This window comes from Sphingomonas fucosidasi (assembly GCF_036663855.1).
Taxonomy (GTDB): domain Bacteria; phylum Pseudomonadota; class Alphaproteobacteria; order Sphingomonadales; family Sphingomonadaceae; genus Sphingomonas; species Sphingomonas faeni_B.
In genome coordinates this window covers 289699-306920 of the sequence record NZ_JAXOJR010000006.1, presented here as the reverse complement: position 1 = coordinate 306920, position 17222 = coordinate 289699, and the positions used below count along the sequence as shown (strand labels likewise).

Annotated in this window: 16 protein-coding genes; 11 read left to right on the top strand and 5 right to left on the bottom strand. The window is 65.6% G+C overall.

What is annotated here, in order from left to right; genetic code table 11:
- Window positions 1-14: 14 nt before the first annotated feature.
- Both U1737_RS13105 and pyrE read right to left on the bottom strand, forming a co-directional pair.
- Complete coding sequence (locus U1737_RS13105) at window positions 15-755, bottom strand: pyridoxine 5'-phosphate synthase (RefSeq protein ID WP_332797060.1); 741 nt, start codon at window positions 753-755, stop codon at window positions 15-17.
- On the bottom strand, window positions 752-1336 hold the full coding sequence (pyrE, locus tag U1737_RS13100; protein WP_248523934.1) for an orotate phosphoribosyltransferase: 585 nt from the start codon (window positions 1334-1336) through the stop codon (window positions 752-754). The genes U1737_RS13105 and pyrE overlap by 4 nt, the downstream gene beginning before the upstream one ends.
- Before the next feature lie 462 nt (window positions 1337-1798).
- Between pyrE and coxB the strand changes: the two genes are divergently transcribed.
- From coxB to U1737_RS13050, 10 genes are all read left to right on the top strand, one after another.
- Window positions 1799-2962, top strand: a complete 1164-nt coding sequence (gene coxB, locus U1737_RS13095; RefSeq protein WP_332797059.1) for a cytochrome c oxidase subunit II — start codon at window positions 1799-1801, stop codon at window positions 2960-2962.
- A 1-nt stretch (window position 2963) separates the two neighbouring features.
- Window positions 2964-4628 (top strand): cytochrome c oxidase subunit I, encoded by a 1665-nt coding sequence (gene ctaD / locus U1737_RS13090; RefSeq protein ID WP_248523930.1) that lies wholly within the window; start codon window positions 2964-2966, stop codon window positions 4626-4628.
- Window positions 4629-5166: 538 nt separating this feature from the next.
- On the top strand, window positions 5167-6066 hold the full coding sequence (locus U1737_RS13085; protein WP_332797058.1) for a heme o synthase: 900 nt from the start codon (window positions 5167-5169) through the stop codon (window positions 6064-6066).
- Window positions 6063-6212 (top strand): cytochrome c oxidase system small membrane protein, encoded by a 150-nt coding sequence (locus U1737_RS13080; protein ID WP_248523927.1) that lies wholly within the window; start codon window positions 6063-6065, stop codon window positions 6210-6212. Before U1737_RS13085 ends, U1737_RS13080 begins: the two co-directional genes overlap by 4 nt.
- On the top strand, window positions 6212-6763 hold the full coding sequence (locus tag U1737_RS13075) for a cytochrome c oxidase assembly protein (protein WP_248523925.1): 552 nt from the start codon (window positions 6212-6214) through the stop codon (window positions 6761-6763). Before U1737_RS13080 ends, U1737_RS13075 begins: the two co-directional genes overlap by 1 nt.
- A gap of 30 nt (window positions 6764-6793) precedes the next feature.
- Window positions 6794-7720 (top strand): cytochrome c oxidase subunit 3, encoded by a 927-nt coding sequence (locus U1737_RS13070; protein ID WP_248523923.1) that lies wholly within the window; start codon window positions 6794-6796, stop codon window positions 7718-7720.
- Between the two features lie 249 nt (window positions 7721-7969).
- On the top strand, window positions 7970-8353 hold the full coding sequence (locus U1737_RS13065) for a DUF983 domain-containing protein (protein ID WP_248523921.1): 384 nt from the start codon (window positions 7970-7972) through the stop codon (window positions 8351-8353).
- Complete coding sequence (locus U1737_RS13060; RefSeq protein WP_332797057.1) at window positions 8350-8970, top strand: SURF1 family cytochrome oxidase biogenesis protein; 621 nt, start codon at window positions 8350-8352, stop codon at window positions 8968-8970. Before U1737_RS13065 ends, U1737_RS13060 begins: the two co-directional genes overlap by 4 nt.
- Before the next feature lie 219 nt (window positions 8971-9189).
- Window positions 9190-10590 (top strand): threonine synthase, encoded by a 1401-nt coding sequence (gene thrC / locus U1737_RS13055; RefSeq protein ID WP_248523919.1) that lies wholly within the window; start codon window positions 9190-9192, stop codon window positions 10588-10590.
- The gene (locus tag U1737_RS13050) at window positions 10587-11456 is read left to right on the top strand and encodes a class I SAM-dependent methyltransferase (protein WP_248523917.1); all 870 of its coding nucleotides are present in this window, start codon (window positions 10587-10589) and stop codon (window positions 11454-11456) included. The genes thrC and U1737_RS13050 overlap by 4 nt, the downstream gene beginning before the upstream one ends.
- 244 nt (window positions 11457-11700) lie before the next feature.
- Here the strand turns inward: U1737_RS13050 and U1737_RS13045 are convergent, their stop codons facing one another.
- Window positions 11701-12666, bottom strand: a complete 966-nt coding sequence (locus tag U1737_RS13045) for an agmatine deiminase family protein (RefSeq protein WP_332797056.1) — start codon at window positions 12664-12666, stop codon at window positions 11701-11703.
- 1 nt (window position 12667) lies between these two features.
- On the bottom strand, window positions 12668-14311 hold the full coding sequence (locus U1737_RS13040) for a M28 family metallopeptidase (protein ID WP_332797055.1): 1644 nt from the start codon (window positions 14309-14311) through the stop codon (window positions 12668-12670).
- A 178-nt stretch (window positions 14312-14489) separates the two neighbouring features.
- Here U1737_RS13040 and U1737_RS13035 point away from each other — a divergent pair, with 178 nt between their 5' ends.
- Window positions 14490-16442, top strand: a complete 1953-nt coding sequence (locus tag U1737_RS13035; protein ID WP_332797054.1) for an alpha/beta hydrolase family protein — start codon at window positions 14490-14492, stop codon at window positions 16440-16442.
- 116 nt (window positions 16443-16558) lie between these two features.
- Here U1737_RS13035 and rpsD read toward each other — a convergent pair whose 3' ends face one another.
- Window positions 16559-17173, bottom strand: a complete 615-nt coding sequence (gene rpsD, locus U1737_RS13030) for a 30S ribosomal protein S4 (RefSeq protein ID WP_056017869.1) — start codon at window positions 17171-17173, stop codon at window positions 16559-16561.
- Window positions 17174-17222: the final 49 nt, after the last annotated feature.

Below are 17222 nucleotides of genomic sequence, written 5' to 3'. Positions count from 1 at the left end.
GACGGCTGCGGCTTCTACCGCGCCGCATCCATAGCCTCACGCATCAGTCGAACCGCTTCGCCGAGCCCGACGAACAGTGCCTCCCCGACCAGGAAATGCCCGATGTTCAGCTCCCGAACCTGCCGGATAGCCGCGATCGGCGCGACGTTGTCGTAGGTCAGGCCGTGCCCCGCATGCACCTCGATACCGTTCTTCGCCGCCAGCGCCGCCGCATCGGTCAGCCGGCGCAGTTCCACCGTCCGCGCCTCGCCAGACAGTTCCGCGTAGAGCCCGGTGTGCAGTTCGATCACCGGCACCTTGAGCCGCACCGCCGCCTCGATCTGCCGCGCGTCCGGTTCGATGAACAGCGACACGCGGATCCCCGCTCCCGCGAGTGTGTCGACCAGCCGCGCCATCCGGTCGTAATGCCCGGCGACGTCGAGCCCGCCCTCGGTGGTGAGTTCCTCGCGCTTTTCCGGCACGATGCACGCGGCGTGCGGCTTGTGGCGCAGCGCGATCCCGAGCATCTCGTCGGTCGCTGCCATCTCAAGGTTGAGCGGGATCGTCAGTTCGGCCGACAGCCGCGCGATGTCGTCGTCAGTGATGTGCCGACGATCCTCGCGCAGATGCGCGGTGATTCCGTCCGCCCCCGCCGCCGCCGCGACCAGCGCCGCGCGTACCGGATCCGGATAGCCAGCCCCTCGCGCATTCCGCACGGTCGCGACGTGGTCGATGTTGACGCCGAAGCGGAGGTGGTCGTTGCCGGCGGGGCTCATGCCGCCGCCCTGCTGCCGGGCTTGATCGCGGGGATCGCGGCCAGTTCGGGTGGCAACGCATTCGCCGGATAGGTCGGCACGTCGAGCCGGATCAGCGGGAAGAACGGCACGCCGAGATCCGCCGTTCCGTTCGAGCGATCCACCAGCGATGCCGCCGCGACGGTCACGCCGCCCGCGCGCCCGATCGCCGCGATCGCCTCGCGAGACGACAGTCCGGTGGTGACGACGTCTTCCATCATAAGCACGCGCTGGCCGGGCGCGAGCCGGAACCCACGGCGGAGCTCGAATACGCCGTCGGGCCGCTCGAGGAATACCGCCTCGACACCGAGCGCGCGGCCCATCTCGTGTCCGGCGATTACGCCGCCCATCGCCGGCGACACCACGATATCGATCTGCGCGCGCAAGTCCGCCGGGATCGACGCCACCAGCGCCTCCGACAACCGGGCGCCTCGCGCCGGGTCCATCAAAACCCGCGCGCATTGCAGGTAGCGCGAACTGCGCAGGCCCGAGGACAGGATGAAATGCCCTTCGAGCAACGCTTCGGCAGCGCGGAATTCGGCGAGCACGTCGTCTTCGGTCATCGCGGGTCATCGCTCCAAATGGTCTGCCCGCGCTGATACGAGCGCGGGAATGGCCGTGCAACGAGAACCGGCGCTTCGGGCATCACACGTCACCACAGCTCGCCATCACCCTCCGCCCGTTATCACCCCGGCCCGTCAACCTGACGAAAGTCAGGACCCAGCATACCGAACGCCACCCCCGTGGCTCTGGGTCCTGACTTCCGTCAGGATGACGGAGTGTGGTGCCAGGATGACGGAGTATGGCATCAGGACGCCGGAGCGTGGCTTCAGGACGGCGGAGCGTGGCGCCGGGATGACGGGGGGGGTGAAGCGATGGTTAGAGACAATGCTTGAGGCAAGCCCCCCTGCCGGGTATAGCCGTGAACAAATTATAAGCAGACATCCGCGCGTCCGTGATATCGGGTTCGCTATAAACCGGGGTCAAGAATAACGATGCGCAAGATGGGGATGAGAGGATTTGCGATGGCAGCGGGGCTCGCACTGGCGAGTCTCGGTGGTGTCGCCGGGCATGCGGCCCAGCCTGCAAGCACGCCGACGAACACGCCAGCAGCGGCACCTGCACCGCAGGCTGCCGCGGCGCCGGGTAGTGTCTCCAACACCGCGCCGACCACATCGGCCGCGACGCCGACCGCCAACCCGTCCAGCCCCGAACTTGCGATGGACGGTGCGCCGGCGATGACGGCCAAGCCGATGATCGGCCAGCCGACCGACGGCCTGTTCGGCCTCCAGCCCCAGGTGACCAAGAACGGCCAGTTCGCGCACTGGATGCACAATTCGATCCTCGTGCCGACGATCACGATCATCTCGCTGTTCGTGCTCGCGCTGCTGTTCTGGGTGTCGTTCCGCTATCGCAAGGCCCGCAATCCGGTCGCGTCGAAGACCAGCCACAACACTTTCATCGAGATCATCTGGACACTCGCGCCGGTCGTGATCCTGGTGCTGATCGCGGTCCCCTCGATCGGGCTGCTCCAGGCGCAGTTCAAGCCGGCGCCATCGGGCGCGGTGACGCTCAAGGCGATCGGCAACCAATGGTATTGGACCTATCAGTATCCGGACAATGGCGGCTTCGAGATTACCGCCAACATGCTGAAGGAGAAGGGTGAGGTCGCTGCCGGCGAGCGCGCCCGTGTCGATGCCGACGGTCCCAAGCTGCTTGCCACCGACAACCGCATCGTCCTGCCTGTGGGCGTGCCGATCCGCCTGATCACGACGTCGAACGACGTGATCCACAGCTGGGCGGTTCCGGCGTTCTGGATCAAGCTCGACGCGATCCCCGGTCGCCTGAACGAGACGAGCTTCACGATCGACAAGCCCGGCCTGTATTTCGGCCAGTGCTCGGAACTGTGCGGCGCGCGCCACGGCTATATGCCGATCGCGGTCGAGGCGGTTCCGCCTGCCGAATACGCGGCGTGGGTCCGCGCCAAGGGCGGCACGATGCCGACCCCGGGCAAGGCCTCCGACAAGGTCATTCCGCAGCCCGGCGCCGACGGCTCCGCGGCGAAGGTCGAGGAGGCTGCGGAAACCGCCAACGCCACCGGCCCGGTCGAGAACGTGACCACCGCAGCGCCCGCAACGACGCAGGGCGCCACCTCAAACCCGGCCGGCGCCGGCAACGCGGGACTGTAAGATGACCGACATCGCTCTCCATCCGTCGGCGTTCGTAAGCCACGAAGCGCACGACCATCACCACGATACCGATCACAAACCGGGCTTCTTCGCGCGTTGGTTCATGTCGACCAACCACAAGGACATCGGCACGCTGTACCTGATCTTCGCGATCGTCGCGGGGATCATCGGCGGCTCGGTCTCGGGGCTCATGCGCGCCGAGCTTGCGCATCCCGGCATCCAGTATCTCCAGGGCTGGGCGTCGATGCTCCATGGCGGCAGCGCGAGCCTCGATGAATCGCTTCATCTGTGGAACGTGCTCATCACCGCGCATGGCCTGATCATGGTGTTCTTCATGGTCATGCCCGCCATGGTCGGTGGCTTCGGCAACTGGTTCGTGCCGATCATGATCGGCGCGCCGGACATGGCGTTCCCGCGCATGAACAACGTGTCGTTCTGGCTGCTGATCCCCGCCTTCACGCTGCTGCTGGCCTCACCGTTCTTTGGTGGCGCTGGTAACGGCTGGACGCTCTACGCACCGCTCTCGACGTACGGCGAGCCCGGACCGTCGACCGACATGGCGATCCTCGCGCTACATCTGGCCGGCGCATCGTCGATCCTCGGTGCGATCAACTTCATCACGACGATCTTCAACATGCGTGCGCCGGGCATGACGCTGCACAAGATGCCGCTGTTCGTGTGGTCGATGCTCGTCACCGCGTTCCTGCTGCTGCTGGCGCTCCCAGTCCTCGCCGCCGCGATCACGATGCTGCTGACCGATCGCAATTTCGGCACGACGTTCTTCGATCCGGCCGGCGGCGGCGATCCCGTCCTGTACCAGCATCTGTTCTGGTTCTTCGGCCATCCCGAAGTCTACATCATGATCCTGCCGGGCTTCGGCATCGTCAGCCAGATCATCTCGACGTTCAGCCGCAAGCCGGTCTTCGGCTATCTCGGCATGGCGTATGCGATGGTCGCGATCGGCGTGGTCGGGTTCGTCGTGTGGGCGCACCACATGTTCACCACTGGCCTCAGCGTGAACACCAAGATGTACTTCACCGCGGCGACGATGGTCATCGCGGTGCCGACCGGCATCAAGATCTTCTCGTGGATCGCGACGATGTGGGGCGGTTCGCTCACCTTCAAGACGCCGATGGTGTGGTCGATCGGCTTCATCTTCATGTTCACCGTCGGCGGCGTGACCGGCGTGGTGCTCGCCAATGGCGGCATCGACGATTACATGCAGGACACCTACTACGTGGTGGCGCATTTCCACTATGTGCTGTCGCTGGGTGCGGTGTTCTCGCTGTTCGCCGGGTTCTATTACTGGTTCCCGAAGATGTCGGGGAAGATGTACAACGAGTTCCTCGGCCAGCTGCACTTCTGGGTGTTCTTCATCGGCGTGAACGTGATGTTCTTCCCGATGCATTTCCTGGGTCTCCAGGGCATGCCGCGCCGCATTCCGGACTACACGCCGGAATACGAGCATTGGAACACGGTCGCTTCGGTGGGCTACATGATCATGGGCGCAGGTATGGCGGTGTTCTTCGTCAACCTGATCTGGTCGATGATCGCGGGCAAGCCGGCGGGCGACAACCCCTGGGGCGACGGCGCGACGACGCTGGAGTGGACGATCTCCTCGCCGCCACCGTACCACCAGTTCGAGACCCTGCCGAAGATCGATTAGGACGGAGAAAGGGCCATCAGGCCCCCGCCCGGCCGGCGCGGCAACGCCGCGTCCGACGACACGGGATTTACTCCCGTGTCAGGGCCAGCCAAGAAAGAGAACGCCTCGGGGAAACCCGGGGCGTTTTTCGTTGGGCCGAGGCAGCACCACACGCGAACGCTTGCCGCCGCGCCACGTCATCCTGACGAAAGTCAGGACCCAGGGTAAAAAGCGTCGCCCTCCATGGCTCTGGGTCCTGACTTTCGTCAGGATGACGGTGTGGATGGGTCGGCCGCTCGCCGATCTGGCAGGGTCCTGCTATTGGACTATTGGGTTAAAGAGCCGCGAGCGAGCCCATCAGCTAGCGCGCGAAAGAGCCAGCGTCCCAGCCTGCACGCGTCACCCCAGCGAAAGCTGGGGTATCATCCTGAGACTACCGTCACGACAGACGCGGGAGACCCCAGCTTTCGTTGGGGTGACGGTCGTGGGAAGCGCCCGATCCTCGCGCACTAGCACCGCTTTCCCCGAAGCCTTTCAACGCGTATAGCGTACCCGAACCATGACTTCCGCAACTCCCCTCCTGCCACCGGCGCATTGGCGCGACTTCCTGGCGCTCACCAAGCCGCGGGTGATGACGCTCGTCGTCTTCACCGGGCTTTGCGGCATGCTCGCCGCGCCGACCTCGGTGCATCCGGTGATCGGCTTCACCGCGATCCTCTGCATCGCGCTCGGCGCGGGCGCGGCGGGGGCGCTCAACCAATGGTACGAGTCGGACATCGACGCGGTCATGCGCCGCACGCAGAAGCGCCCCCTCCCCGATGGCCGGATGGACCGCCAGGCCGCGCTCCATTTCGGCGTCGGGCTCGGCGCGTTCTCGGTGCTGTTCATGGGGTTCGCGGTCAACGCGGTCGCTGCCGCGATCCTGACCGTCTCGATCCTGTTCTACGTGCTGATCTACACCGTCTGGCTGAAGCGCCGCACGCCGCAGAACATCGTCATCGGTGGTGCTGCCGGCGCGTTCCCGCCGCTGATCGGCTGGGCCGCGGCAACCGGCGACATCGCGCTGCTCCCCGTGCTGCTGTTCCTGTTCGTGTTCCTGTGGACCCCCCCCCATTTCTGGGCGCTCGCGCTGTTCATGAAGAGCGATTACGCCGCCGCGGGCGTGCCGATGCTCCCCGTCGTGTCGGGCGAGCGCACCACGCGGACGCAGATCGGGCTCTATACGATCCCGATGGCGGCGGTCTCGATCCTGCCCTGGCCGCTGGGGCTGACGGGTGCGATCTACGGCATCGCCGCCGTCCTGCTCACCGGCTGGTTCGCGCTGCTCGCGATCCGTGTCGCCAAGCGCACAACCCACGCCGACGATGCGATGAAACCGGAGAAGGCCTTGTTCAAATACTCGATCCTGTATCTGTTCGTAATGTTCGGTGCGTTGGTCGTAGACCGGTGGTTCGCATGAGCATCCCCGATCCCGTCCGCGAGGAAGACCTGATCCGTAGCCGCCAGCGCGGTCGTGCGCGCGTGATGGCCGTCCTGCTCGGCGCCTTCGTCATCCTCGTCTTCGCAATCTCGATCGCCAAGATTCGCGCCGGGATGCCGCACTGATGGCACTCCTGAAAGGCATGTCGCGCACCAACCGCACCGCGGCGCTCGCGGTGCTCTTCATTTGCTTCATGACCGGGCTCGCCTGGGCCAGCGTCCCGCTCTACCGCCTGTTCTGCTCGGTCACCGGACTCAACGGCACGACGCAGCGCGGGCTGGTCGCACCCGGCGCGGTCGACCACAAGATCACGGTCGACTTCGATACCAACGTCAGCCCCAAGCTGCCGTGGAAGTTCGTGCCCGAGAATCGCTCCGACACGATCGACATCGGGGCGCGCGACATGGCGTTCTTCAAGGCCACCAACACCTCGACCAAGCCGCTGACCGGCACCGCGACCTTCAACGTCCAGCCCGCGCAGGCCGGCAAGTATTTCACCAAGATCCAGTGTTTCTGCTTCACGCAGCAGACGTTGAAGCCCGGCGAGACGGTGCGGATGCCGGTGATCTTCTTCGTCGATCCGAAGATCCTGACGGACCCGGATGCGGCCGATATCCAGACGATCACGCTGAGCTACACGTTTTACCCGGTGGATTCTGCCAAAACAGCCAGCTAGAACGCTGCGAAAGAACATAGGGGAGTACCGATGGCCGGCGCCAAGAACCATGATTACCATATCCTGCCGCCGAGCGTGTGGCCGCTGGTCGGCTCGTTCTCGGCGCTGATCATGGCGGTGGGCGGCATCATGTGGATGCATGGCGGGCATATCGACAAGCCCAATGGCGGCGGCTGGATCTTCTTCATCGGCCTCGCCGGGCTGCTCTTCACCTTCTACAGCTGGTGGGCGCAGGTCATCCAGGAGGCACGCGCGGGCGATCATACGCCGGTCGTGCAGCTTCATTTCCGCTACGGCATGATCCTGTTCATCGCCTCCGAAGTGATGTTCTTCGTCGGCTGGTTCTGGGCGTTCTTCGACTTCTCGCTGTTCCCGACGGCGATGACCTATGCCGACGGCAGCGTCACGCGTGCGGTCGAAGGCGGCGCGGCGATCGTGGCGCAGTGGCCTCCGAAGGGCCTGACGGTCATCAACCCGTTCGAACTGCCGCTGCTCAACACGCTGATCCTGCTGACCTCGGGCACCACGGTGACGTGGGCGCACCACGCGCTGATCCACAACCAGCGCGGCGGCGAGAAGACCGGCGCATGGGGCCTGATCGGCGTCGGCAACCGCGACGGCGTGCTCAAGGGCCTGTGGTTGACCGTGATCCTCGGCGCGCTGTTCAGCGCAATCCAGGCGTATGAGTACGTCCACGCGCCTTTCCCGTTCAAGGGCATCAACTACGGCGCGGCATTCTTCATGGCGACCGGTTTCCATGGCTTCCACGTGCTGATCGGCACGATCTTCCTGATCGTCTGCCTGGTCCGCGCGTACCGCGGCGACTTCACCCCGAAGCAGCATTTCGGCTTCGAGGCGGCGGCGTGGTACTGGCATTTCGTCGACGTCGTGTGGCTGTTCCTGTTCGTCACCGTCTACGTCTGGGGCGGCTGGGGCGCACCCGTCCACGGGGGTTGAGCTTTTACCACCCCATCTTCGGCCGCCACCCCGACCTCGGCAACCACCCCGGCGAAGGCCGGGGCCCAGTTGGCAAGGTCGCAGTAACGAAGCGCGGGACTCTGTCAGCAACGTCCCCCAACTGGGCCCCGGCCTCCGCCGGGGTGGTGGCGAATAAGCCGGCCGTCTCCCTCCCCTTGTTCTCCCGCGAAGGCGGGAGCCCAGTCTGGATCCCCGCCTTCGCGGGGAAACAAGGGGAGCGCTGACCGCATGACCGAAGACCCCTACCCCCTCGCCACAGCCCCCTCGATCGCCCAGGTCGCGCTGAAAGGCCTGTGCCCCCGCTGCGGCAAGCGCACGCTCTTCGCCAAATGGTCCAACTTCGCCGACCGCTGCCCGAACTGCGGCCTCGACTTCTCTAAGTTCAACGTCGGCGACGGCCCTGCCGCCTTCCTCACGCTGATCCTCGGCGCCCTCGTCGTGACCCTAGCGATCACTTTGGAACTCAAGGTCCACCCGCCGCTCTGGCTGCACATGCTGATCTGGATCCCCTTCACCGCCGCCGGAGTCGTGCTGTCCCTACGCGCCGCCAAGGGCGCGCTAATGTCCGCCGAATACCGCAACGCAGCCCGCGAAGGCCGAATCGACCCGTGACCAAGCGCATACCCGTCGTCCCGACCATCCTCGTCACGCTCGCGATCGCGGCGATGATCGGCCTCGGCCTGTGGCAACTGCTCGACCGCCTCCCAAAAAAGGAAGCATTCCTGGCGCAGCTCGCCGCCAACCCCGCCAAGCCGACCATGGCCTTCCCGCGCTTCCCCGACGAAACGCTCCTGTTCCGCCGCGCGTCGGGCCTGTGCCTCCAGCCGACCGAGATCAAACTCGCCGGCGCCGGCAAATCCGGGTTCCGCGCGATCGCCGAGTGCAGCACCGGCGCGGAAGGTCCGGGGATGGTCGTCCAGCTCGGCACCACGCGCGATCCGATGACCAAGGTGAACTGGCCCGGCGGCGAAGTCTCAGGCTTCATCAGCCACGCGCCCGACGGCCGATCACTGATCGGATCGCTGTTCGATCACACCCCGCAGCGCCTGATGCTGGTCGCGGACACGCCGCAGGCCGGCCTCAATCCCAACGGCAAGCCCGACCTCGCCTCCGTCCCCAACAACCACCTCGCTTATGCCGGCCAATGGTTCTTCTTCGCCGCCATCGCCGCGATCATCTACACCTTGGCGCTGCGCCGCCGGTCACGACCGGACTCGGACGCACGATAGATCAAACACCGTCATCCCAGCGAAAGCTGGGATATCCCCGTTTGGCTCGCTTCATCTGCCTCGTGAGATACCCCAGCTTTCGCTGGGGTGACGGAACGGGGTTAGGGGCAACGGACTGCCGCTGACGTAAGGGACTGGGAACTGGGGACCGACGGGATCACACACCGCGCGCGCCCGAAAGCTTGTCGCCTTCCCGCCCATTCGCTAACCGGCTTGGCCATGCGTTACATCAGCACCCGCGGCTCGGCGCCAATCCTCGATTTCGAAGCGGCGACGCTTACCGGCCTCGCGTCCGATGGTGGCCTCTACCTCCCCGAGGGGTGGCCGACGATGACCCGCGACGAGATCGTTGCGCTCGCCGGGCTCTCGTATGTCGACACCGCGGTCGCCGTGATGACCCCATTCGTCGGCGATGCGATGTCCCGCGACGAGCTGAAGGCCCTCTGCGAACAGGCATACGGCCGCTTCTCGCACGCAGCGGTGACCCCGCTGGTCCAGCTCGACCATGACCAGTGGCTGCTCGAACTGTTCCACGGCCCGACGCTCGCGTTCAAGGACGTCGCGCTCCAGCTGCTCGGCCTGTTCTTCGAGCGCTTCCTCGCCGGTACGACCAAGCGCCTGACGATCGTCGGCGCGACCAGCGGCGACACCGGCTCGGCGGCGATCGACGCGGTCGCCGGACGCGAGGGCATCGACATCTTCATGCTCCACCCGGTCAGCCGCATCTCCGACGTGCAGCGCCGCCAGATGACCACGGTGCTCAGCCCCAATGTCTACAACATCGCGATCGAGGGCAGCTTCGACGATGCGCAGGCGCTCGTAAAGGCGATGTTCAACGACCGCGCCTTCTCCGACCGGTTCGCGCTGTCGGCGGTCAACTCGATCAACTGGGCCCGGCTGATGGCGCAGGTAGTCTACTTCTTCTACGCCGCCGTCCGCCTCGGCGCGCCCGAGCGCGAAGTCGCATTCTCGGTGCCGACCGGCAATTTCGGCGACGTATTCGCCGGCTATGTCGCGGCGAAGATGGGGCTTCCGGTGGCCAAGCTGGTCGTTGCGACCAACGTCAACGACATCCTCCACCGCGCGCTCAGCACCGGCGATTACTCGAAGGGCGGCGTCCAGCAGACCCCGACCCCGTCGATGGACATCCAGGTGAGCTCGAATTTCGAGCGCCTGTTGTTCGACCTCGGCGATCGTGACGGTGCCGCGCTGGCCGCACAGATGGCCGGCTTCGAAGCTTCGGGAGCGATGCGCCTTACCAACGCGCAGTCGCAAGGCGCCTCCGCCCTCTTCCAGAGCGAGCGCATCGACCTCGACGACATGACGCTGGCGATGCGCTGGGCACACGAGCATGCCGGCCAAGTGATCGACCCGCATACCGCGATCGGCCTCGCCGCAGCGCTGCGTACCGAAGTCCCCGCCGGCGTGCCGATCGTGACGCTCGCCACCGCGCACCCGGCCAAGTTCGGCGACGCGGTCGAGCGCGCCACGGGCGTCCGTCCGTCGCTCCCCGCCCGCGTCGGCGACCTGTTCCAGCGTGAGGAGCGCTACGCAACTCTGCCGGCGACGTTCGAGGCGATCACCGCCTACATCACCGAGCGGGCAAAGCCGTCGGCATGAATCTCGAAACCCTCATCGGCGAACCCTGGGCGGATTACGGCCTGATCGACTCCGGCCACGGCAAGAAGCTCGAACGCTATGGCCGCTTCCGCTTCATCCGGCCCGAGCCACAGGCGATGTGGGCGCCCGCCTTGACCGACTGGCAGGCGCAGGGCGAATTCGTCCCCGGCTCCGACGAGGACGGCGGCGGTCGCTGGGAATTCTCCGAACCCGTGCCCCGCGAAGGTTGGACGCTAAAGTGGAACGAGGTGTCGTACACCGCGCAGACCACGCCGTTCCGCCACCTCGGATTCTTCCCCGACATGGCGCCGGTGTGGAGCTGGATGCGCGAGCGCGTCGCGGGGCTCGACAGCCCCGAATGCATGAACCTGTTCGGCTATACCGGCGTCGGCACGCTGGCGATGGCGACCAAGGGCGTCCGCATGGTGCACGTCGATGCGTCGAAGAAGTCGGTCGAGGCGGCCAAGGCCAACGCGAAACTGTCGGGCATGGCCGACGCGCCGATCCGCTGGATGACCGACGACGCCGCGAAGTTCGTCGCGCGCGAAGTGCGCCGGGGGCGGCGGTATGACGGGATTCTGCTCGATCCGCCGAAATATGGGCGTGGGCCGGAGGGCGAGGTCTGGCGGCTGGAGGAAGATCTGCCGAAGCTGATCGCCGACTGCCGCAGGCTGCTCGACGAGAATTCGCGGTTTCTGTTCCTGACCGTCTACGCGGTGCGGATGTCCGCGCTGGCGATCGGGGAGTTGCTGAACCAGGTCTTCGCGGATCTCCCCGGCAAGGTCGAAGTCGGCGAGTTGGGCGTCCGCGAAGAAGCGCGCGGGCTGACGCTCCCGACGGCAATCTGGGCCCGCTGGAGCCGCTGAGCTCACCCGCCTAGCACCCCCGGCGAAGGCCGGGGCCCAATTGGAAAGGTTGGCGTAACGAAGGCCAGTCTTCCGTTGGCTACGTCCCCCAATTGGGCCCCGGCCTTCGCCGGGGTGGTGCTTTTAATTCAAGAGCTGAGCGCACCTCGAAGGCCGTTCCCCCGCGAAGGTGGGGGTCCAGGAGCCAGGAACGACATCGCTTATAACCCTGGGCCCCCGCCTCCGCGGGGGAACGAGACAGAAGTCAGCCCGGAATCTGCTGCGAGATGCAGTGGAAGCTCCCGCCCCCCGTCAGGATATGATCCGCACGCTGCCCGACCACCTCGCGGTCCGGGAACAGCGCCTGGATCGCCACCACCGCCGCAGCGTCGTTCTCCGTCCCATATAACGGCACCACCACTGCGGCATTGCCGATGTAGAAGTTCATGTAGCTCGCGGGCACGACCTCCTCATCGCGCAGCACGCGGCCCGGCGACGGGATCGTCACGACCTCCAGCCCCGCCGCCCGCGCGTCTCGCGCCGCGTTCTGGTACACCTGCCAGTTCGGATCGTTATCGGTCGGCTTCGGGATCGCTACGCGCCCCTCGCCGACGAACCGCGCGAGGTTGTCGACATGACCGTCGGTATGATCGTTGACCAATCCGTCACCCAGCCACACCACGCGGGTATAGCCCAGATCCGACGCCAGCCGCGCCTCGATATCCGCCTTGCTGAGGGACGGATTGCGGTTGCGGTTGAGCAGGCACTGTTGTGTCGTCACGACCGTCCCGGTGCCGTCGCCATCGATCGCGCCGCCTTCGAGCACCCAGTCGCACGTCTCGACCCGCTTGTGCCGGCTCGCCGCCAGCCGCTGCCCGATCGTGTCGTCACCCGGCAGATCGTATTTCCCGCCCCAGCCGTTGAACCGGAAGTCGCGCGCGCTGCCGTCGCCGACGATGATCGGCGCGGTATCGCGCAGCCAGATATCGCCGAACGGCTCGACCACCACCTGCGCGAACGGCGCCAGCTTCTTGGCGGTGGTCGCCGACCCGACGTCCGCCGCAACCAGGATAACCGTCTCGCCCCGGCCCTCGGCATGCACCGCCTTGGCGAACGCAACGACCTCGTCCCGCGCCGGCTCCAGATCCTCCAGCCATAGGTCCGCATGGCTAGGAAAGCCGATCCAGACGGCTTTATGATGCGCCCATTCGGCGGGGGTGGTCGTCGTCACTTCACTTGGCTCCTGCGCGGTCGCGGTCACGAATGCCGCGGAATTCGGCGGTCTTATACCAGTTCGGCCACAGACTGGTATCGTCCGCAAGCTTCCGCCCGAGGCCGTAATAGATCGTCAGGTCGTCGACCACGCCCGACCAGTCCCACTTCGCGTCATATTCGTCCGCGGGCTTGTGATAGCGGTGCGCGACATAATCCTCGCGCTTGGCATGCCCCGCCGCGGTGCCACCGACGACGAGGTCCTCGCCGCTGCCGCCATCGAGCATCGGCACGCCCAATTTGGCAAAACTGAAGTGATCCGACCGGTAATAGCCGCCCCGCTCCGGGTTCGCCTCGACGCCGATCACGCGGCCCTCGGCAGCGACGAACGGCTTCACCAGATCCTCGATCTCGGATTTCCCTGCGCCGACCAGGACGAAGTCCTTGGCGCGGCCATCGGTGTTGAGCACGTCCATGTTCACCCCGCCGACGGTGTGCGCCAGCGGATAGATCGGGTGCTCGGCATAATAACGCGACCCGAGCAGCCCGGACTCCTCCGCAGTCACCGCCAGGAACGCGATCGAGCGCTTGGCCGGGCCCGCCTTGGCCTGCGCCTCGGCCAGCGAGATCAGTCCGGCGACACCCGTCGCGTTATCCGCAGCCCCGTTGCAGATGTCGTCGCCATCGACCGGATCGCAGCGCCCGAGATGATCCCAATGCGCCGAATACATCACGTAATCGTCGGGTTTCGCAGTCCCCGGCAGCACGCCGATGACGTTCTTCGACGCCTGGCGCTTGATGGTGTTGGTGAACCCGCCCGACAGCTTCAGCCCGAGCGGCACCGCCTTGAACCCTTTCACCTTCGCCGCCGCGGCGAGCGTCGCGTAATCCTTGCCCGCGCTCGCGAACACGCGCTCGGCCGACGCGCGCTGCATCCAGCCGACGATCTGCGACTGGTCGAGATGATCGCCCTTCTCGTCCAGTTCCAGCTGCGGCCCGGTCCAGGACGACTGCACCACCGCCCACGGATACGCCGCCGGCTCGGTATCATGGACGATGATCGCCGCCGCGGCGCCGTGCTTGGCGGCGTTCTCGAACTTGTACGGCCAGCGCCCGTACCACGTCATCGCGCGCCCCTCGAACGGCCCCTCACGCGACATCGTCTGCCAGTCGGCGTCGTTGATGAGGATGACGACCGTCTTCCCGTTCACGTCGACGCCGGCATAATCGTCCCAGCCCTTTTCGGGTGCGGTTATGCCATAGCCGACGAACACCACGTCGCTGTTCGCCACCGATACCTTCGGCACTACGCGATAGGTGCCCGCGACCATTTCGGTACGATAGGCGAGGCTTACGGGCGTCTTGCCACCTGTGAAGACATAGGGCTGCACGGCGGTCGCGGTGATCTCAACCATCGGCACGTCCTGCGTCCATGCGCCCTTGTTGCCGGGCTTGAGCCCCGCCGCTTTCATCCGCTCCACGATATAGCCAACCGTCTTCGCCTCGGCGGGGGTGGTCGGCGCGCGGCCTTCATACGCGTCCGACGACAGCACCTGCGTGACGGTCTTCAACGTCTCGACCGAGATCGCGGGAGCGGGTGTCGACGACGTCTGAGCGGACGCGGCGGTCCCGAGCAGCAAAAAAGGCAAGATAGCGGCGCGCATGATCGTCTCCCCCGATACGTTGGCGGGCGTTCTGGCAGCGCCTCCTGCACCACGCAAGCACCGCTATGCTTGCCGTCCTCCCCATCGTCGATAGGATCGCGCTCAGGGACCTTATCGGGGGAAGATGATGATGATGCGGTTGCTGAGGAGAGCAGGCGCTGGTGTCGCGATCGGGGGCATGCTGACCGTTCCAGCGGCGCAGGCCGCGGTCGACCCCGCCGGCCCAGTGGCGGCCGCATTCGGCGCACGCGAGCTCCAGCAGATGAGCATGTCGCCCGACGGCGCGCGCATCGCGATCCTCATCCCGACCCGTGGCCGTGGTGCCGCGCTGCGCATCTTCGACATGGCCAGCGGCAAGATCGGCGACGCGATCCTCATGTCGTCCGGCGATCCCGAGAGCCTGCGCGATTGTCACTGGTCGACGAACACCCGACTGATCTGCCGCATCTCAACCACCGCGCAAAGCGGGGCCGGACTGCTTGGTTTCAGCCGGGCGTTGGCGGTCGACAGCGACGGCGGCAACATGAAGATGCTCAGCGCACGCACCAACGACCGTTCGCTCGACATCATGCAGGACGGCGGCGCAGTCATCGACTGGACCGCCGACGGCGTGAATGGCGCGGTCCTGATGACGCGCAAGTTCGTTCCTGAAAGCACAATCGGCACCCATCTCGCCAGCAGCGCGGATGGTCTGGGCGTCGAACGGATCGATACCCTCACGCTGTCGCGTCGAACCGTCGAACCAGCCCGCAATTCTGCCGCCGAATATATCAGCGACGGTCGTGGCACGATCCGGATCATGGGGACACGTGAGAAATCCAGTTCGGGCTATGATCGCGGCAAGATCGTCTATTCCTACCGCAAGCCCGACGATCGTAACTGGCTGCCGCTCAGCCAAGTCGTCGCGCAACCGAGCGGTGGGTCCATCGGCTTTGATCCCTATGCAGTCGATCACGACCTGAACGTCGTCTATGGTTTCGACGATGCGGACGGACGCCAGGCGCTGTACAGCATCACGCTCGACGGCAGCCTGAAGCGAAACCTCGTTCTCGCGCGACCCGATGTCGATGTCGACACACTGATCCGGATCGGCCGGCAGAATCGCGTCGTCGGCGCGTCCTACGCCACCGATCGACGCGAAGTGGCGTTCTTCGATCCTGCCCTGAAGACACTTGCGGCATCGCTGCACCGGGCGCTGCCGGGCCAGCCGATCATCACCTTCGTCGATGCCAGCGCGGACGAGACCAAGCTGTTGCTATTCGCCGGCAGCGATGTCGATCCCGGCCGCTATTACCTGCTCGACCGCACCACCAAGAAAATGGGCGAAGTTCTGCCTGCGCGGCAGGAGTTGGCGAAGACGACGCTTGCCCCCGTCAAAGCGATCACCTTCCAGGCCGCCGACGGCACGATGATCCCCGGCTACCTAACGCTACCCGCGGGACGCGACGGCAAGGGCCTGCCCGCGATCGTGATGCCGCATGGCGGACCGGGCGCACGCGATGAATGGGGCTTCGACTGGCTGTCGCAGTATTTCGCCGCACGCGGGTTCGCGGTGCTCCAGCCCAACTTCCGCGGCTCGACCGGCTATGGCTCCGCCTGGTTCCAGAAAAATGGCTTCCAGTCGTGGCGGACCGCAATCGCCGATGTCGATGATGCCGGCCGCTGGCTGGTGTCGCAGGGGATCGCCGCGCCGGACAAGCTGGCGATCGTCGGCTGGTCTTATGGCGGCTATGCGGCGTTGCAATCTGCGGTGCTCGATCCTGGGCTATTCAAGGCGATCGTCGCGATCGCGCCGGTGACCGATCTCGAGGCGCTGCGATCAGAAGCCCGCAATTTCAGCAACTACACCATGGTCGACGCCTTTATCGGCCACGGACCACATATCCAGGCAGGGTCGCCCGCGCGCCATGCCGACAAGATCAAGGTGCCCGTGCTGCTGTTCCACGGCGACCAGGATCGCAACGTCGGCATCGGCGAGTCCCGATTGATGGCGTCGAAACTAAAGGGCGCCGGCGGCGAGGTCGAACTGGTCGAGTTTACGGGACTCGATCACCAACTCGATGACGACGTCGCGCGGACCGCGATGCTGACGAAGGCAGATGCCTTCCTGCGGGCTTTCTTGGGGATGTGACACGAAAAAAGGGCGGCCCCAACGGGACCGCCCTTTTCTGTTCCAAACCGCGCCGTGGCGAAGCCACGTCGTCGGACGGTGCCTGAGCACCGCCGGCCGGTCTCGTTATACTCAACTCAGCGCGAGTAGAACTCGACGACCAGATTCGGCTCCATCTTCACCGGATAAGGCACTTCGTCGAGCGTCGGGACGCGCGTGAAGGTAACCTTGGCCGCACCGTCGGGAGCGACGTAGTCGGGGATCTCGCGCTCGGCGAGGCTCTGCGCTTCCATGACAAGCGCCATTTCCTGCGCCTTCGAACCCAGCGTGATCTCGTCGCCGACGAAGCAGCGACGCGAGGCGATGTTGCACTTCACGCCGTTGACGCGGATGTGGCCGTGCGAGACGATCTGGCGAGCGGCGAAGATCGTCGGCGCGAACTTTGCGCGGTAGACGATCATGTCGAGGCGCTGCTCGAGCAGGCCGATCAGGTTCTGCGAGGTATCGCCCTTCAGACGCGCAGCCTCATGGTAGCACGCACGGAACTGCTTCTCGGTCACGTCGCCGTAATAGCCCTTGAGCTTCTGCTTGGCGCGCAGCTGGATACCGAAATCGCTGACCTTGCCCTTGCGGCGCTGGCCGTGCTGGCCCGGGCCGTATTCGCGCTTGTTGACCGGCGACTTGGGACGACCCCAGATGTTCTCGCCCATACGGCGATCGAGTTTGTACTTCGCGCTTTGACGCTTCGACATAGTATAACCTTTGCAAATGCAAACAACGTTGGTCCCGGTATCGCTCTGC